This window comes from Streptomyces sp. NPDC047917 (genome assembly GCF_043204345.1).
Lineage (GTDB): Bacteria > Actinomycetota > Actinomycetes > Streptomycetales > Streptomycetaceae > Streptomyces > Streptomyces sanglieri.
In genome coordinates, this window is the sequence record NZ_JBIDCA010000019.1 from 59,583 (window position 1) to 76,570 (window position 16,988).

Below are 16,988 nucleotides of genomic sequence, written 5' to 3' on the forward strand. Positions count from 1 at the left end.
CCGGGCTGCTGGTCCTGTGCGCCGCTGCGGGTGCCGGGAACAGGTTTCATGGACTGGGTCTGTCGGGCGAAGGAGCGCGCCCACGGCGGACCAGCTCCACACCCTCGACTTCCGGGGCGGCATCAAGCACCGCATGGAGTGAACCCCGACGACCCGATCGACTCCGTCCGCACGCGGGTCGTCGGGCACCGAGTTTCCGCGGAGATCCCGGCGGTCGGCACCGTCACCATGGAACAGAACGACATCGACGTCGACGCGAAGGGCCTACTGCGTCAGCCCCAGGAGTTCCCGCCCAGGTACGAGCACCGCGAGGTCTGTCCGGGTCACCGGACGGTGAAGCCGGCTGCCTCGGTGTCCAAGGTCGTGGTGCCGTCCTGAGCGGTGGCCAGGACGGCGACGTGCCAGGCACCGCGCGGGGACGACGCAGCGACGGCACTGGTGACCTTGGCGGTGTAGGTGCAGCGCACGGCGTCCTGCCCGGAGGGCTTGCAATCGGCCGACTCCACTGCGGCCATGTCCTTGGCGGTCAGGCCCTCCTTGGCGAAGGACGAGTTCTGCGGCCAGGCCAGTACCTTCACGCTCTTGATACCGGAGGACGCCGTGACTTCGGTGGCGAAGGCCAGCGCGCCGTCACGGTCCCCGTCGGGAGCGGTGTAGCGGGCGGCGCTGTGCGTCAGCGCCGGAGCCTGCTCCGCGGCCTGGGCGAAGGCAAAGGCACCGGCACCACCGAGAAGAACGACGCCACCAACAACGGACAGAGCAACACGTCGATACACGAGATTCTCCGTAACTGTCTCAGCACTGAATCAGGTCGGCGCCGCTCTGATGCGGCGCTGCACCGATACTCCCCGCGTGAGGATTCGCCGGACATGGGCGCTCGTACTCAACCCGACCTGAGTGGTCGGTCAGGGGATTCCGGGGTACGGACGTGCAGCTCGGCGTGCACCGGGGCGATGGGCATCTCCCTCGGCGGGCGCGGGGGCGTTGCGGCGTGGTCTGTCTCTGCGGCATGTGCTGCCGTGTGCTCCTCGGCGCCGGCTGTACGTCTGCGTCGGCCGGTCTGGTCGGTGAGCCGGTGGCGGATCTCCGGTGTGTGTGGCGGCCCAGATCTGGATGAGGTGCTGTTCCAGGACGGTGTCGTCATCCTGAGCGTGGCTGTCGCCGACCGCGGATGCGGCATCGCGTCCCCGGGCGTGGATCCGGAACCTCCGCCACTGGTACTCCTCCTCGTCTCCGAGGAGGGGCACTTCTGCCAGGTCTTCGGAGAGGGGCGGCCGACGAGCGGTCCCTCGGTCGGGAAGTACAGGCTGATCTCAACGACTTCGTCTCAGCCTTGCATGCTCAGGGGAGCCGGGTAGGCGGTCGCGTCGAAGGTGACGTCGACGCGACCGTAGGAGGTTCCGGTCAGGACGGTTGCGTAGGTGGACTCCGCGTTGGTGCAGACGAGCCCGTTGCCCGCGAGCGTGCCGTCGGCCGTCGATGTCCTGGTCGGGTTCTTCGGCGTCCGTTTCCAGCAGAACGTACTGGTGGTGCGACACCTGGACACAGGCAGGGCACTGGACCGTCATCGTCTCTCCGTCGTCTCGGTCCTCCGAACGCCGTGCTGCGGCCCGCCCACCCGGACAAGGTGAGCGAGCCGCGGCACGGCGTGTGCGCTGCGGGTCAGACCGCGACCCAGAAGCCATCCTCGTTCACGAGACGCTCCTGCTTGCAGAACCCGATGATCCGGCCGCCCTGCTTGTCCTGCTCCGTCTCCGTCTCCGGGACCACGGCGATGCCCCGGCCGGCGGCTTCGCCTTCCCGCACACGGCTCGCCGGTTCGCCGCAGCCTTCTTGTCATCGGTGAGGCGGTGCAGCGGGTGCCCGGAGCCGGGCCTGTCGTAGTGGCCGCCCTTCGACTGGATCCGGCGGATGTTCTTCGCGATCTCCAGGAGCGTGCTCATCGTCTTCAGAGTGGGCTTGAGCTTCGGGGCCCCGGCCGTCGTCGGAAGGACGTGAGGCAACAAGACCGGCGCCGTATACATCGCCACCGCCGCCAGTCGGGTGCCAGCCGTCCGAGCATGTGGCTGAGACAACATCACCCGCCGGCCCACTGGCATGCACGCACGATCGTCGACACTGGCGAGTCGGCAGTGGCCGATGTCGTCAGACCGCCGATGACAACGACAGCCCCCGCGACCGCCACAGCGATCACTACCCCCCGGTGGACAACCACCCTGGTACACGGTGCGGTGATACTGGCCGACCGGGGGCCCTTCCGTGAGGGACGGGCCCGCTGGCCGCAGGTCAGACTCGGTCGGCGGCGATGAGGACGTACTGGAAGGAGCCGTCCTTGTAGGAGTTGATGAACGCGTCCTCGATTCCCGTGACCAGCGAGGACGTTGCCCTCAGCTCCCAGTAGGGCAGGGTGGCCGGCGTGAGGTCGATGACGGCCTGCGGCACCAGGCGGTGGTCGGCCATGGCGCGCAGGTACTCCCGGCGTGAGTGGATGTTGCATTCGAAGTGCGCGTTGATCTGGGAGACCCACTTCGAAGGCTGGCCGTACCGCGGGTTCCAGCAGCCGGTGATGGTCACGTAGCGACCGCCGACCTCAAGGATGCGGGAGTGCTCCGCAAAGAGGTCCTGCAGGTCGACGTACATGCTCGACTCGTTGTTCCACGAAGCCGCGGCCTGCCCGGTCTCGAAGGGCGTGGAGAGCATGTTGCAGACGCGGGCGCGCACGTGGTCCTGGATGCGGAGCTCCTGGGCGCGCCGGTTGGCGAAGTCGGCCTGCTTGGCCGACAGGGTGACACCCTCGACCTTGCATCCGAAGCGCTGGTGCGCCATCACCATCGACCCGCCGCGCCCGCAGCCGGCGTCCACCAGGGTGTCGTCACGCCCGATGCCGCCGAGATGCTCCAGGAGGACGTCGGTCTGCGCCGACTCCAGTCGGTGCAGCTCGGAGATCAGCTTCTTCTCGCTCTCGCTGTCCTTGGGGTCGCCGAGTGCGGCGTGGTCGACGTCACCGATGCCGTAGTGGTGGTGGTAGAGGCCGTCGACATCGCCGAGACGCAGGTTCACGGGCCGGGCTTCCCCGTCCCAGTAGCGGGCGATGTCCCCCTGGTAGGGAGTCGCCGGGCCGGGGATGATGACCTGAGCGTCGGTGGCGGTGCGTTCGGTGCTGGTCGTGCTGGTCACAGATGCGTCCATTCTTCCTACCAGAAGTCGGGCAGGCTGTAGCGATAGGTGTTGGTCTGGTGCCAGTGATGGTTTCCGTCGACCCAGGCGGCCACGCCTCGCAGGAAGCGTTGCACGGTCGGGATGGGGCAATCGGCGGCCAGGGCCGCGGCGTTGCTCTCGAAGTCGTGCATGAGCTCGTTGTGGACCTCGACCGACTTCAGATAGGCGTCCCGTTCGGAGAGGCCCTCACGTTCGGCGATCACGACAGGCAGATTCAGATGCCGCCCTGGAGCGTCGAGTTCCTTGGTGTACGAGTACAGGTCGTTCACGATGGTCGTCGCGTTTCCCGCGAGCGCGATGACCTTCTGCATGGCGGTCTGGGCGTGTAGGTCCGCCGGCAGTTCGTAGCCGCCGACGGTGTCTGTGATGGTCGGGCAGGGGCGGAAGTTGTTGAACTGGCGCATCGCCAGGTACTCCCACACCTCGGGGACGTGGTCCATCTGTGCCCAGGCGGCTTCGGCGAGATACCCCAGGTGAAGCCGGGCCATGTCGTGCCGGAACCGGTCGCTCCGCGAGGGGCTCGCCGCCTGGTCGAAGTAGGCCATGGCGGAGCGGTAGGCGCGCCGAGGCGCGTCGGCATGGAGCGACTTCGCCCATGGCGCCTGGTACTCCTCCGTCGTGTACACGGGGTCGAGCGCGGTGTGCGCCAGCAGAAGGCGTTCGCCGAGGCCGTCGGGCGAGCCCCCGTGGTCCTCGCAGTAGCAGTCGTCCACCGCGTTCTCGGCCACCATCAGTCGGGTGGCGATCATCAGGTGGTCGACGGAGGGTGCGTCCGGGTGGCAGCCGACCATGTAGCGGCCCACGGAGAAGCCGTCGAACTGTTCCTCCCAATCCTGGGGGTACAGGGAGACCTCGTCCAGCGCCCAGGACTTGATCCTGCGGCTGACCTCTTCGACCCGCACCGGGTCCGGCTCGGCCACCTGGTGACAGTAGAGACCTGGGATCGGCCTGCCTTCCGCCGCGGGTTCCGACGGCTGAGGAGCCGTCGGAACCGGTGCGCGCGGGGTCAGGCGCAGGCCCGCCGTGCCCAGGCCGCTGGGGCCGCGCATGACCCGCTTCAGGTCGTGGACTGGTGCCGGCACTGTTGGCACCACGGCTGTGGGGGCACCGGCGGGTCGCGGTGCCGGAACGGAATCCGCAGGCGGTGCGGGCACGGACGGTGTACCGGACAGCTCCCCGGTGACGGCCTTGATATCGCGTGCTCGAGCAGCGGCTTCAGCGAGGAAGTGCGCCGTGAAGCGGGCAGCGGCCGCCGACAGGCTCGGCTGCGGAGGTGTCGTCTCAGGCGCGGGCATCGATGGCTCCTTCGTGAGGTGGGCGGCTGTCCCGGGGCCCTTCCGGCAGGTGCGGGCCGAGCCCGCTACCTGGGCCAGCGGGCGATCTGCACGTTCTCCAGCACGCCGACCGCGTCCGGCACGAGGATGGCGGCGGAGTAGTAGGTGCTGACGAGATAGGACGTGATCGCCTGCTCGTTGATGTTCATGAAGCGGACCGACAGACCCGGTTCGTACTCGTCCGGCAGACCCGTCTGGTGAAGACCGATGACGCCCTGGTTGTCCTCGCCGGTACGCATGCAGAGGATCGAGCTGGTCCTCTCCTTCGTGATGGGGATCTTGTTGCACGGAAGGATCGGAACCCCGCGCCAGGCCGGGACCTGCTGACCGCCGAGGTCGACATGGTCCGGGTAGAGCCCCCGGGCGTTGAACTCACGCCCGATCGCCGCGATGGTCTTGGGATGCGCGAGGAAGAACTTCGACCCGCGACGACGGCAGAGCAGCTCGTCCAGGTCGTCCGGGGTGGGCGGGCCGGAGTGCGTCTGGAGGCGCTGCTTGAAGTCCGCGTTGTGGAGCAGGCCGAACTCCTTGTTGTTGACCAGCTCATGCTCCTGGCGCTCGCGCAACGCCTCGATGGTGAGCCTGAGCTGCTCCTTGGTCTGGTTCATCGGCTCGTTGTAGAGGTCGGCGACCCTCGTGTGGATCCGCAGAATGGTCTGGGCGACCGAGAGTTCGTACTCGCGCGGATCGAGTTCGTAGTCAACGAACGCGCCGGGCAGCTCATGCTCGCCGGTGTGGCCGGCCGACATCGCGATCTCCGCCTCGCCACGGTGGTTCTGCCGCTGGTGGGGAAGCGAGGTGAACTGTGCGATGTGGTCCCGCAAGGCCGGCGCCGTGGCGAGTACCGCCTCGAAGTCGGCGCGTGACAGGGTGAGGAGGGTGCCCGATGTCTCTGCGGTGGCGGTGTGCGTCCAAGGGCCGCTTCCGTCCAGCAGAGCGTGGTCCCCGAACCGGTCCCCATCGGCCAGTACGTCGAGGGCGACCTTGTCGCCGTACTCGCCGACGGAGGTCTGGCTGATGCGGCCGTGGGCGATGAGGTGCAGCTTGTCAGCGCTCGCACCGCGTTCCACCAGCGTCTCGCCGACCTGGAAGTCGCGCTGGACGCAGCGGTCTGCGAGGGCGGTCAGTACCTCCATGTCGTCGAAGCCGCGCAGCATGGCCAGCTCACCGAGCTCGCGGGGGATCACCCTGACATCGGCGCCGTCCTGGATGAACTCCACGCGCCCGTCGCCGACGGTGTACGTCAGGCGACGGTTCACCCGGTAGACGCCGCCCTTGGTCTCCACCCAGGGGAGCATCCGCAGCAGCCAGCGAGAGGTGATCTCCTGCATCTGCGGGGCGGACTTGGTGGTGGTGGCGAGGTTGCGGGCCGCCGCCGTGCCGAGGCTGGATTGCTGAGGTGACTCCGATTGTGCTTCCGGGCTCGAGTCAACAGTCATCGGGGCGAGCTCTCCTTGTTCAGGGCGGTGGTGGCACGTCTGCCGGTGTCATCGGACAGGCAGGAGAAAGAAAGGGGGGCTGTGCGAATGAGCATCTGGGCATCCGTCCAGATCCGATTCGACGCTAAAGGCCGCCCCTGCTCGTGGACCACGGGAAGCCGGGGCATTAACTCGATCCGTTGATCATGGCTTGCGCGATGTTTGCCGGGGGACCAGCGGGATTCGGCCCTGCTGCGCCGGCGTTCCGGTCGGTGGCCGATCGGCTCCCGGTGGGCGACAGGCAAGTCGGAGGTGTGGAGGTGTCCTGTTTTCAGTCCGCCTTGGGTGGTTTGGTGCGTAGAGAAGCCCGCCCCTTGCCTCCGCGGTCCGCCAGTGTCGCGGCCGGCACCTCGTCTCACGGCATCGCAAACGCGCCAGGATTCAGTCGGGGCGATGCCACGGCTGGAGGGAGGGTTCGATATAGGGAACCGAAGCCCAGTTCCAACGGCAGTTGCTGCCAGGTGATCCCGGTGTAGAGCACGAGCAGGATGCCCTGCAGGCACCGCCGGTCGTCCACTGGGCGCAGGCCCGGCGACCGCGGCTCGTACGGCCTATGCCTCGGCCGGATCGGGGGCGTGCTTCAACGCCATGCGTGCCGCGACCACGTCCTCGCTCAGCGTCGACCAGTACGGGTGCCGGGTGAGCGGGGCAGGGCCGGGTTCGGCCTGATTGTCAGTGGACGACGAGAGCGAAGGCGGCGTCCGCACTCAAGTTGCATTCCATGCCGTCAGCATCTCGAAGGCCGCGGAATGGCCGCGGCCTTCGACCGATTGTGCCTCCTCCAGCGGCCCAACTTCCGGGTGAGGTAGGCAACATGCCGGTGCACGTCCGGTCGGTCCCGCGATGTCGGCTGCCACCAGCTCCGGAAGCGCCGACCGGCCCGTCAGGCACCGAGTGGTACGCCGCGACCGGCTCATGCCCCGCCGCCACAGCCACCGCCGCACGAACTGGCCGCGCCGACACCGCCGTCGTTGGCCCAGCCGGAGGTAGCGGCGGAGCCCGTACCGGCAACCCGCTCCGGTTCAAGGACGCGAACGCCCGCCTCGGCGACGCAGCGCTCGCACAGCGCCCCGAACTCGGGCCACTGCTCCGGTCCCCTCCGCCCGTCCGCCACACCGAGCCAGACCGCCACCGGCACATGCACGGCCAGGGCGATCATGAACCAGAGCCCGTCCGAGCCCGGCCGGCGGGCGTAGAAACCGATGCCGAGGACGAGGACGGCGAACAGACCGCACACCGCGGCCCACCCTTCCCTTGCGCCGGGCACGTCGCGCGTCCGACGAACGGGGAGGTTGCGTCGTGCTGTCCGCCGCAACTGGGAGCGGAAGGCCGGGAAGCGGGACGATGCTCTCGCCTCCTCCAGAGAGCCGCTCCCTCCGGCGTCGTCGACGGCTGTCTGAAGGGACGCCAGCAGGGGGTGCGTTTCCGGTCCTGCTTCCGGGACCGCCCGGCGCCGGCCGCGGGAGGAGCGGGGCCCGGCGGAGAGCAGCAGCATCCCGGCGTGTGTCGCGGCCCGCTCTCCCTCAAGGTGATACATGGCGAGAACGGGCTTCGCGTCACCGGTCTCGAAGAAGCGTCCGATGGCCTGCCGGTCGCGCCGGAGCACGTACCGGAGGCGGAGCAGCGAGAACGCCATGAACGTCGTGAAAGCGCCCGCCCAGACCACCGCGAAGGCCCAGAAGGTCGGTAAGTCCGTCAAGAAGCCTGGCATCCGTTGCCCCCGCTTTCCCCCGCCGACGCATCCGGTCCTCAGAGTTGCCGAGCGAGCGGCGTCCCTGGCTTCCAGAGTGGCAGGAACGACTCCTGCCGCACAGATGCCCGCCAGATCCGCTTACGGTCAGCCGCGCACGTGCGACCGTGTCGGCGTACTTGTGAGAGTGCTCCATCGAGTACAGAGATCCCTGCACCAGTTTTCGCCCCCCTCTCGGGCCAAGAGCCGCTCCAAGGACGTGATGGCGCGTCCTGCGGAGTACTCTCGCCCCGAAAGGGGGCGTCATGGAGTCACTCGGGACGCTGTTCATGGCCGCAGCCTGGGGTGTTCCGCTGGTCAGTCTGCTGGGTGGCGTGATCGTCGTTGCAGCCGGCTCCCGGTGGCGCCGCCGAGCGATCAGCGCTCTGGAGAGCGCCGAGGCAGAGCAGGGCGGAGCTGCCCTCCACGTTCCCGATCGGTAGCATCCTGGCGGGTCGATCGTGCGCTCGCCGCCCGACAGCGCCCCCGAGCACGGACGTCTCACGTCACCGCCGTCATCGCTGATGCCGGGCCCAACGACGAGCCGCGGCAGAAGCCACCAATGTCCGCCCCGGAGTTGGGCATCATCAGGGTCATGCCGAGTTACGTGCCTTCTCCTGACGAAGTGACCGCCGCGCAGACTCCCGGCGGGGGCTGGACGAGGAGGCAGCTTGCGGAGTGGGGTGTTCCCTGGCCCCCGCCGCAGGGCCGGCGCAAGCACCTGGAAGCAGCGTGGGAGGGCAAGGACGTCCCACCGCTGCAGCACCAGGAACCCGACCAGGACGCCCTGTTCTGAGTCAGCCGCCCCGTCGGCAGGACGTTCAGGAACGCCTGCCGCCGGCGCTCCGTCGGCCTCGCGGCGGCACGGCAGTTCCACGCCCGCGAAGGACACCCAGAAGTCCCCCAGGCACGCACCCACGAAGCCATCGAGGTCCAAGAGCACGTCCTCGCCAAACGCGAGCGACTCCTCGGCAACGAACACCCCACACTCGTGCTGCTCGTGGTGCGCTGTCCCGGTGGCAGTCGGCCGAGGATGATTCTGGGAAGCCACCGTTGCAAAGAGGGACCGTTGGCCCCCACCACCGACGGGGCCGCGTCGGCGACCCCGCGGGCCGCCTTCCCGTCTGTCTCTGCCTGGATCAGCGGCACAGCGCCGTGTCGACGGCGGCCTCCACCCGCTGGGAGGCCTTACCCGTCGGGGCGGTGGTTACCGCGATGCCGGCGGCACGTCCGTCCTCTGTGACGCCTCCTCGTGTCCGGTATCCCAGGGCGGTTCCGCCGTGGCCCCAGTAGACGCCGCCGCATGACAGCGGCGTGCTGGTCAGGCCCAGTCCGTAGCGGACGCCGGGGCCGCGTGCCTCTGCGGGGACGGTGGTGCGCATCTGGGCGAGCTGGGCCGGGGGCAGGAGTTTGCCGTCGAGGAGGGCGGTGTAGAAGCGGTTGAGGTCGCTGTTGGTGGAAACGAGAGCACCCGCAGCCCACGCCATGGACATGTCCATGGTGGTGTAGTCGATCAGAGGTCCGTCGTCCGTTTCCCGTTCGTAGCCCTTGGGGTGGGGCTCGTGGAGGGTCGTCTCTCCGGGGGTGGGGAAGTAGGTGTGGCGCAGTCCGATGCGGTCGATGATGCGCCGGTCGATCTCCTCGCCTACGGGGCGGCCGGTGACCTTCTGGATGATCAGGCCCGCGACCAGGTAGTTCGTGTTGCTGTACTCCCACTTCGCGCCCGGGGAGAAGTGGGCCTTCTGTGCGAGGGCGCCGTCGAGCAGGTCGCGTGGCTCGAAGTACCGGTACCGGACGGCGGGGAAGTCCGCGAAGACGGGGGATTCCATGTATTCGGGCAGGCCGCTGGTGTGCTGGAGGAGTTGGCGGATGGTGATGTGGCGTCCGTCGATGCCTTCGCCGCGGAGCAGGCCGGGCAGGTAGGTGTCGACGGGGGCGTCCAGGGCGAGCTTCTTCTCGGCGACCAGTTGCAGCGTGACCACGGCCGTGAAGGCCTTGGTGTTGCTGCCTGCCCGTACCTGCCCGTCCTTGGGTGCCTTCGCGCCGGTCCTGAGGTCGCCGACACCTGCGGTGTAGTGACGGGTCCGGCCCTCGCGGTCCGCGACGCTCGCCAGCGCGGCTGGCATCTTGTCGTCAGTCACCAGGGCGTTCAGGCTTTTTTGAACGGGGTCCGGCTTGGCGGCGGAGGCCGCGGACGGGAACAGTGCGCCGGTGGTCATGACGGCCCCGGTGAGCACGGTCACGGCGAGCAAGGTCTTACGCCGGCCACCTCGCGCAAGAGTGGGACGGAACCTCGGCGATACACGTGCGTACATGGAACAACTCCTGTCGTGACAGTGGAGAGCAAGCGAAGAGCGAGTCGGTACGCGCCCCAGTGACGGTGGCGGATTCCGACTCCGGGACCGGATACCGGCTCTTGCGGGGCGTGGGGCGATGCCGGGCGGACCGTCGCTCCGGTGGCCTGGCGAAGCTCGTGAGCACGGGCCCGCCCGGGTATCGGTCGCCGTTCCCGCGAGCGGGAGCGGCGACCGATACCGTCAAGCGCCGCTGGCGGCAGGGGCCCGCCCACCGGCCCGACCCGCCCTCATCGGGCGTCTGCGGCCGCGGTGCGGGAGCGGCGGCTTTCCGGTTGGGTCAGTGAGGGTTTCAGCGGCACAGGGTCGTTTCGACGGCGTCCTGTGCGTGCTGTTCGGTGGCGCTGTCGCCCGGCATGGCGGTCAGTGCGATGTTGACCGCACGGCCGTCCTCCGTGACACCTCCAGAGGTGAAGGATCCCGGAATGGTTCCGCCGTGGCCCCAGTAAACGCCGCCGCACGGCAACGGCGTGCTGATCAGGCCCAGTCCATAACCGACACCCGGGGCGCCTGTGGGGACGGTGGTGCGCATCTGGGCGAGCTGGGCCGGGGGCAGGAGTTTGCCGTCGAGGAGTGCGGTGTAGAAGCGGTTGAGGTCGCTGTTGGTGGTGATCACCGCACCCGCGGCCCAGCCCCAGGACGGGTCGAGTTCGGTGACATCGCGCCAGGGCGAGTCGGCTGTGTCCCGGTGGTAGCCCTTGGCGTGGGGCTCGTGGATGGTCATGTCTCCGGGGGTGGGGAAGTAGGTGTGGCGCAGTCCGATGCGGTCGACGATGCGCCGGTTGATCTCCTCGCCCAGCGGGCGGCCGGTGATCTTCTGGATGATCAGGCCCGCGACCAGGTAGTTCGTGTTGTTGTACTCCCACTTCGCGCCCGGGGAGAAGTGGGCCTTCTGTGCGAGGGCGATGTCGAGGAGCTCGCGCGGCTCGTAGTACCTCTGCGGATCCTTGAGGACCGCGCCCTTGTCCAGGTATTCGGGCAGGCCGCTGGTGTGCTGGAGGAGCTGGCGGACGGTGATGTGGCGTCCGTCGATGCCTTCGCCGCGGAGCAGGCCGGGCAGGTAGGTGTCGACGGGGGCGTCCAGGGCGAGCTTCTTCTCGGCGACCAGCTGCAGCACGACCACGGCCGTGAAGGCCTTGGTGTTGCTGGCCGCCCGTACCTGCCCGTCCTTGGGTACCTTCGCGCCGGTCCTGAGGTCGCCGACACCCGCGGTGTAGAGACGCGTCCGGCCCTCGCGGTCCACGACGCTCGCCGACGCGGCGGGTATCTGGTCGTCGACCACCAAGGTGTTCAGGCTTTTCTGAACGGGGTCCGGCTTGGCGGCGGAGGCCGCGGACGGCAACAGCGCACCGGTGGTCATGACGGCCCCGGTGAGCACGGTCACGGCGAGCACGGCCTTACGTCGGCCGCCTCGCGCAAGAGTGGGACGGAACCTCGGCGATACACGTGCGTGCATGGAACAACTCCTATTCGGTAGGGGAACAACATCAAGTGGGTCAGTGAGAGGTGGTCGTGGCGCGACGGGCCTGCCGGTGGCTCGGCCCGGCCCTGTGATGGTCGCGGTGCATGAAGGAACGGCTTTCCGCTCGTGCCCCCGCCCGAGGACGGGGAGCATGAGAGAGGCGGGAGCTGGTTCCGCTACGTGATTCGAGGAGACTTTCGGCGGCGCAGCAGCCGGCGGGCGGGCAGCATGACGGCCGTCGTGCCCGACAGGAACACCGTGCCGAGTACGGCCGCGCAGACCGAGGGGGACACCGACAGCGCGGACAGACCGGTCACCGCGCCGCCGAAGGTCAGCAGCGTCACCGCCGCGACCAGGGAGCCGACGGCGGCCCCCGTGCCGAGTACGAGGAAGGTCTCCAGCCGCAGCATCGCCAGGACCTGGCCGCGGGTCGCGCCGATGAGCCGGAGCAGCGCCAGTTCACGACGGCGGGACGCGGTGGCGACGGCCAGCGTGGTCACCACGCCGATCAGGGTGAACAGGGAGATCGCCGCGACTGCGAGCAGTCCGGGCAGGGCCTGCTGGCGTGCCTTCTCGGTGAGGGCCGCACTGTACTGTCCGGCGGACGTGGCACGGGTTCCGGGGAAACGGTCGAGCACCGGTCGCAGGTCGGCCGCTCCCTTCACCAGGAGGTAGTCGTCGTGGCCCGCGTCGGTGACATGGGCGGCGACCACGTCGTGAGGCAGCAGGACATCCCCGAAGCCCTGTCCCCGGTCGTAGACGGCCACCACCTCGGGGCGGATCACGGTGCCGTCCCCGAGCCAGAGGGACACGGTCGAACCGACCTCGGCCGCGCTGGCCACGTTCGAACTGAGCGCGACCGTGTTCCTGCCGCGCAGACCCTTCAGCGAGCCCGCCTTCACGCCCGGGTCCAGGTTGGACAGTGCGCCCTTCACGCCTTGGGTGGGCAGGGACTGGAGCTGGGCCGCGACCGACATCACCACGGTGGTGCGTTTCACCGCTGTCACGGCCCCCGGTCCGGCCGTCCTTTCCACCGCCCGGTACGTGGCCCGGGGCACGCCCGGCCCGTTCGAGACGAGCACCTGGTCCGCGTGCAGCCCCGCGGCTGCCTGCGTCCGGGTGGCGTTGACCGCGGTGGTCTGCACGAACAGCTGGCTGGCGCCGAAGGAGAGCGCGAGCGCGATCGGCGTGATCACCGACGCGAGTCGCACGGCCGCGGCGGTGGCCGTGTCGGTGGCGAGCCGGCCCGGGACCGGGAACAGGAGGCGCATGGCGGGGCTGAGGACGACGATTCCCCCTCGGGCGATCGAGGGTCCCAGGAGGGCCGCCGCCCAGATGAGGGAGAGCACGAGTCCGCCCATGGCCGCGGTCGCCACCTGCCCGCCGAACGCGAACGCGGTGGCGGCGGAAGCGAGACCGACGACCAGGAGCACCAGGCCGGTGATCACGCGCCAGCGCGGTAGCCGAGTCGGTTCGGCGGAGGTCTCGCTCATGGCCTGGGCCGGCCGGATCCGGGACACGTGTCGTGCCGCGAGCCAGCCGGAACCGACCGCGGTGAGCACCGTGAGCGCCAGGGCACCGACGACGGGCAACGGTCCCAGAGCGAGCTCCAGCCCCGGGGGCAGGACACCCTGCTCGGCCATGAAGCGGTGCAGCAGCGTGCCGAGCCCCAGCGACAGCAGACCGCCCAGGAGCGACGCCGGTACCGCGACCTTGAGCGTCTCGCGGACGATCACCCGGCGGACCTGCCGGGGGGTGGCACCGATGGCGCGCAGGACGGCGAGTTCGCGGGTCCGGTCCCGTACGGACGTGTCCAGGAGACCGGTCACGATCAGCAGCACCACCAGGAGGGCGACTCCGCCGATCGACGCACAGACACCGATGAGGTCGAGTCGTGCCGCCGCCACCTCCGGGTTCTCGACGTCGCCACGGCCCGCGCCGGTCGCGACGACGAGACCGGGGGCGGCTGCCCGCAGCGTCCGGGCGGACGTCTCCTTCGTGCCGAGCACGACCAGCGCGTCCGCGCGCTCGGGACGGCCGCTGAGGACCTGTGCCGTGCGCTGGCCGAACCAGACGTCGCGGCCTGCGCCGGACCCGTCGGCCACCAGACCGGTGACTCGGTAGGGCTCCGGCGCCCTGCCGCCGACCTGGAGACGGACGGTGTCCCCGACGGCCCTGCCGCTGCCGGAGTCCACCGCGACCTCGTGTTCCGCCCGCGGAGCACGGCCGGCACGCAGTTCGACCTCGGTGAGCGCGGTCGCGTCCCAGCCGCGGCCGGTCCGCACGGCCCCGTCCGCGGTGACCACCGGCAGAGAGACGTCCGCGACCACCTCGGTGACCCCCGGTGCCGTGCGTACCCGGTCCGCCACCGATACCGGTACCCGGGCCCGTTCCACCAGCGGCCTGACATCGGTCTGGTCGTCCTTGACGACCTCGACGCGCTGGCTCGCGGCGATGACGGCCACGGCGTGCTCATAGCGGTCGGCCGATCCGTGCGCCCGTAGTGCGGACTCCAGCAGGACCCCGAACGCGCCCGTCAGCATGGCCGCGCACACCAGTGCCACCGCCACTCCGGCGGCGATACCGCGCCTCACAGCGTCTCCCAGTGGGCCAGGACGGTTGCGGCGGAGGGAGTCGTGAGCTCGTCGACGATCCTGCCCTCGCTCAGGAAGACGACGCTGTCGGCCCAGGCCGCGGCCACCGGGTCGTGGGTGACCAGCACGACCGTCTGCCCCATCTCGTCGACCGCGTCACGCAGTAGCTTCAGGACGTGTTCGGCCGACCTCGGATCGAGCGCGGCCGTCGGCTCGTCGGCGAAGACGATCTCCGGGCGGGTGACGAGCGCCCGGGCGACCGCCACACGCTGCTGCTGGCCGCCGGACAGACGTGCCGGGAGCCGGTCCAGTTGGCCGGCCATCCCCACGCGGTGGACGACTTCGTCCAGCCACCGCCTGTCCGCCTGGCGGCCGCCGAGGGACAGCGGGAGGGTGATGTTGCGCTCGACGTCCATCGAGGGCATGAGGTTGTAGCCCTGGAAGACGAACCCGATCCGTTCGCGGCGCAGCCGGGTCAGCTCCGTCTCGTTGAGCCCTCCCATGTCCAGATCACCGAGCCGTACCGTTCCGCTGCTGGGCCGGTCGAGGCCGGAGGCGCAGTGCAGGAAGGTGCTCTTGCCCGATCCGGACGGGCCCATGATCGCGGTGAGGCTGCCCTTGCGGAACCCCCGGCTGACCCGGTCCAGCGCGGTCACCTCGCCATAGGACTGGGAGACCTCCTCCAGGGACACAGCGAACGGCGTGGCCCGGGTCGTCGTCGGTTGCATGATGGGTCCTTCGGTTCCTCGATCGGTCAGAACGAGTACCGAACGTAATCGCGCAAGCCGGGCGGACGGCAGCGGTCCCGCTCCCGGACCGGGGGTGTAGCGGGCTCCACCTGCCAGGTGTAGTGCGCACTTATGACAAGGGAACACCCGTGAAGTACCGTCTTGGTCCATGGACCTGAAGGCAAGAGCACTCCACAGCCTACGATCCACGCGGTATCTACTGGGCGGACTTGCTACTGCTCTGCCTTCGCTGGCTGGTTACGTTCTGTTGCCTCTCGTCTGCTTCTCGTTGATCTTCGCGCCGATCCTGCCGTGGGCGGTGCGGCCGTTGCGTGCCTTGACCGATGCCGAACGCCGACGCGCCGAACGCGTTCTCGGCCGCCCCGTGCGCCGGCCCTACCCGACGCCCGAAGGCAACGCCTACCAGCGGTCGCTCCAACTGCTGCGGTTCCCGGGCACCCGCAAGGACACGGCGTGGATGCTGGTTCACGGCGTCGTGGGGCTCGTCCTTCCCGTCCTCGTCCTGGGAGTGCTGCTCAGCCTGCTGCTGACGATCTCCATCCCGCTGTGGTGGTGGACCGTTCCCGGCGGAACCCTCACCCTCCTTGCCGCCCCCCTCACCACCTGGATGCAGGCGATCGTCCTGTCCGCGGTGTGTGCCTGGCTCTTCGCTGCCCTCTTCTTGTGGCTGGCCCCCGCCACGGTGAAGCTGGAGACGTGGATCGCAGAGATCATGCTCGGCACTTGGACCGGTGCCGGCCGGCGGATCGAGGAACTGACCGCCTCGCGCGCGGGAGCCCTCCAGGCCCACGAGGCGGAACTCCGTCGGATCGAGCGCGACCTCCACGACGGCACCCAGGCACAACTCGTGGCGGTGGCCATGCGCCTGGCCCTGGCCGACCGCCGGTTCGACAAGGACCCCCAGAGTTCCAGGAGAATGATGCTCGATGCCAGGACCACCGTGGACGAAGCACTTGTCCAACTGCGCACCGTCATCCGCGGCATCCACCCGCCGATCCTTTCCGACCGGGGACTGAACGGAGCCATCCGCTCCCTGGCCGCAGGCCGGCCGATCCCCACCACCCTGGATCTGCCCGAGACCGACCGCCGCCCACCCGCCGCAGTCGAGGCGGCCGCCTACTTCGTCGTCGCCGAGGCACTGACCAACATCGCCCGGCACAGCAACGCGAGCCGCGCTCAGGTGTCGCTCCGGTACGACGGCCCCACGCTGCGCGTCGTCGTGCAGGATGACGGGTGCGGCGGGGCCACACCCGGTTCCGCCTCCGGCAGCGGACTCGCCGGGGTACGCCGGCGGGTCGCCGCCCTGGACGGTACGACGAGGATCGACAGCCCTGTCGGTTCCGGAACGACGATTGAGGTGGTGCTGCCGTGCGGATCGTGATCGCGGAGGACAACGTCCTTCTCCGCGAGGGCCTGATTCTGCTCCTGGAAGACGTCGGGCACGAGATCGTGGCCGTCGTGGGAAGCGGGCCCGAGATTGTCCCCACCCTGCTCGAACACCGGCCGGACGTGGCTGTCCTGGACGTCCGGCTGCCGCCCGGATTCCGCGACGAGGGGCTGCGAGCCGCCATCGAGGCCCGGAAACTCATGCCCGACCTGCCGCTCCTGGTGCTCTCCCAGTACGTCGAGGAGAGCTACGCCGCCGAGTTGCTCGGACAGGGCGCCTCGGGGATCGGCTACCTGCTCAAGGACCGTGTGGGGCACATCGAAGAATTCCAGGACGCGCTGGAGCGCGTTGCCGCGGGTGGAACGGCGCTGGATCCCGAGGTCGTCTCCCAGCTGATGAGCCGCCGGGACCCGCTCGACGCGCTGTCCCCCCGGGAACGGGAGGTTCTCGGGCTGATGGCGCAGGGCCTGGACAATCCCACGATCGCCACGACCCTGTTCATCACCGAACGTTCCGTCAGCAAGCACATCGGCAGCATCCTCGCCAAGCTGAACCTGCCGCCGAGCGACAGCGGTCACCGCCGGGTCCTCGCGGTGCTTGCCTACCTGAACGCCTGACCTGCGTCGCGGACAGCCCTCCCGTGCGGCGACGCGTCCGTCGTCGCACGGGTGTAGCGGGCTAC

17 protein-coding genes are annotated in these 16,988 nt (G+C 69.4%); 5 read left to right on the forward strand and 12 right to left on the reverse strand.

The window, feature by feature from the left end; all coding sequences use genetic code 11:
• The first annotated feature begins 138 nt into the window (after positions 1-138).
• Positions 139-378 (forward strand): hypothetical protein, encoded by a 240-nt coding sequence (locus ACGF8B_RS36955; RefSeq protein ID WP_392746787.1) that lies wholly within the window; start codon positions 139-141, stop codon positions 376-378.
• Here the strand turns inward: ACGF8B_RS36955 and ACGF8B_RS36960 are convergent.
• The 8 genes from ACGF8B_RS36960 to ACGF8B_RS36995 form a co-directional block, all read right to left on the reverse strand.
• Positions 324-776, reverse strand: a complete 453-nt coding sequence (locus ACGF8B_RS36960; protein ID WP_392746789.1) for a DUF5707 domain-containing protein — start codon at positions 774-776, stop codon at positions 324-326. The two genes, ACGF8B_RS36955 and ACGF8B_RS36960, sit on opposite strands and share 55 nt — an antisense overlap.
• Positions 777-1,327: 551 nt before the next feature.
• The gene (locus ACGF8B_RS36965) at positions 1,328-1,546 is read right to left on the reverse strand and encodes a hypothetical protein (protein WP_392746790.1); all 219 of its coding nucleotides are present in this window, start codon (positions 1,544-1,546) and stop codon (positions 1,328-1,330) included.
• A gap of 116 nt (positions 1,547-1,662) precedes the next feature.
• On the reverse strand, positions 1,663-1,806 hold the full coding sequence (locus ACGF8B_RS36970; protein ID WP_392746791.1) for a hypothetical protein: 144 nt from the start codon (positions 1,804-1,806) through the stop codon (positions 1,663-1,665).
• A gap of 480 nt (positions 1,807-2,286) precedes the next feature.
• A complete protein-coding gene (locus ACGF8B_RS36975; RefSeq protein ID WP_392746792.1) occupies positions 2,287-3,189 on the reverse strand; it encodes a geranyl diphosphate 2-C-methyltransferase in 903 nt (300 codons plus the stop codon).
• 5 nt (positions 3,190-3,194) lie between these two features.
• Positions 3,195-4,514 (reverse strand): family 2 encapsulin nanocompartment cargo protein terpene cyclase, encoded by a 1,320-nt coding sequence (locus ACGF8B_RS36980; protein ID WP_392746793.1) that lies wholly within the window; start codon positions 4,512-4,514, stop codon positions 3,195-3,197.
• A 65-nt stretch (positions 4,515-4,579) separates the two neighbouring features.
• Entirely contained in the window at positions 4,580-5,992 is a 1,413-nt protein-coding gene (locus ACGF8B_RS36985) for a family 2B encapsulin nanocompartment shell protein (protein WP_392746795.1), read from the reverse strand.
• A 590-nt stretch (positions 5,993-6,582) separates the two neighbouring features.
• On the reverse strand, positions 6,583-6,738 hold the full coding sequence (locus ACGF8B_RS36990; protein ID WP_392746796.1) for a hypothetical protein: 156 nt from the start codon (positions 6,736-6,738) through the stop codon (positions 6,583-6,585).
• 206 nt (positions 6,739-6,944) lie between these two features.
• The gene (locus tag ACGF8B_RS36995) at positions 6,945-7,730 is read right to left on the reverse strand and encodes a hypothetical protein (RefSeq protein WP_392746798.1); all 786 of its coding nucleotides are present in this window, start codon (positions 7,728-7,730) and stop codon (positions 6,945-6,947) included.
• Positions 7,731-8,026: 296 nt separating this feature from the next.
• On the opposite strand from ACGF8B_RS36995, the gene ACGF8B_RS37000 reads away from it, so the two are divergent.
• Together ACGF8B_RS37000 and ACGF8B_RS37005 are read left to right on the forward strand one after the other, a co-directional pair.
• Entirely contained in the window at positions 8,027-8,203 is a 177-nt protein-coding gene (locus ACGF8B_RS37000) for a hypothetical protein (protein WP_392746800.1), read from the forward strand.
• Between the two features lie 152 nt (positions 8,204-8,355).
• A complete protein-coding gene (locus tag ACGF8B_RS37005; protein ID WP_392746801.1) occupies positions 8,356-8,556 on the forward strand; it encodes a hypothetical protein in 201 nt (66 codons plus the stop codon).
• Between the two features lie 343 nt (positions 8,557-8,899).
• Here the strand turns inward: ACGF8B_RS37005 and ACGF8B_RS37010 are convergent, their stop codons facing one another.
• From ACGF8B_RS37010 to ACGF8B_RS37025, 4 genes are all read right to left on the reverse strand, one after another.
• Positions 8,900-10,012 carry a serine hydrolase domain-containing protein gene (locus ACGF8B_RS37010; RefSeq protein WP_392746947.1) on the reverse strand — a complete coding sequence of 371 codons (1,113 nt, stop codon included), beginning with the start codon at positions 10,010-10,012 and terminating at the stop codon, positions 8,900-8,902.
• Positions 10,013-10,406: 394 nt separating this feature from the next.
• Positions 10,407-11,570 carry a serine hydrolase domain-containing protein gene (locus ACGF8B_RS37015; protein ID WP_392746803.1) on the reverse strand — a complete coding sequence of 388 codons (1,164 nt, stop codon included), beginning with the start codon at positions 11,568-11,570 and terminating at the stop codon, positions 10,407-10,409.
• A 182-nt stretch (positions 11,571-11,752) separates the two neighbouring features.
• Positions 11,753-14,170 (reverse strand): FtsX-like permease family protein, encoded by a 2,418-nt coding sequence (locus tag ACGF8B_RS37020; RefSeq protein WP_392746804.1) that lies wholly within the window; start codon positions 14,168-14,170, stop codon positions 11,753-11,755.
• Entirely contained in the window at positions 14,167-14,898 is a 732-nt protein-coding gene (locus tag ACGF8B_RS37025; protein WP_392746805.1) for an ABC transporter ATP-binding protein, read from the reverse strand. Before ACGF8B_RS37025 ends, ACGF8B_RS37020 begins: the two co-directional genes overlap by 4 nt.
• Positions 14,899-15,067: 169 nt before the next feature.
• Between ACGF8B_RS37025 and ACGF8B_RS37030 the strand changes: the two genes are divergently transcribed.
• Together ACGF8B_RS37030 and ACGF8B_RS37035 are read left to right on the forward strand one after the other, a co-directional pair.
• A complete protein-coding gene (locus tag ACGF8B_RS37030; RefSeq protein WP_392746807.1) occupies positions 15,068-16,300 on the forward strand; it encodes a sensor histidine kinase in 1,233 nt (410 codons plus the stop codon).
• A complete protein-coding gene (locus ACGF8B_RS37035; RefSeq protein ID WP_392746809.1) occupies positions 16,288-16,923 on the forward strand; it encodes a LuxR C-terminal-related transcriptional regulator in 636 nt (211 codons plus the stop codon). The genes ACGF8B_RS37030 and ACGF8B_RS37035 overlap by 13 nt, the downstream gene beginning before the upstream one ends.
• Positions 16,924-16,988: the final 65 nt, after the last annotated feature.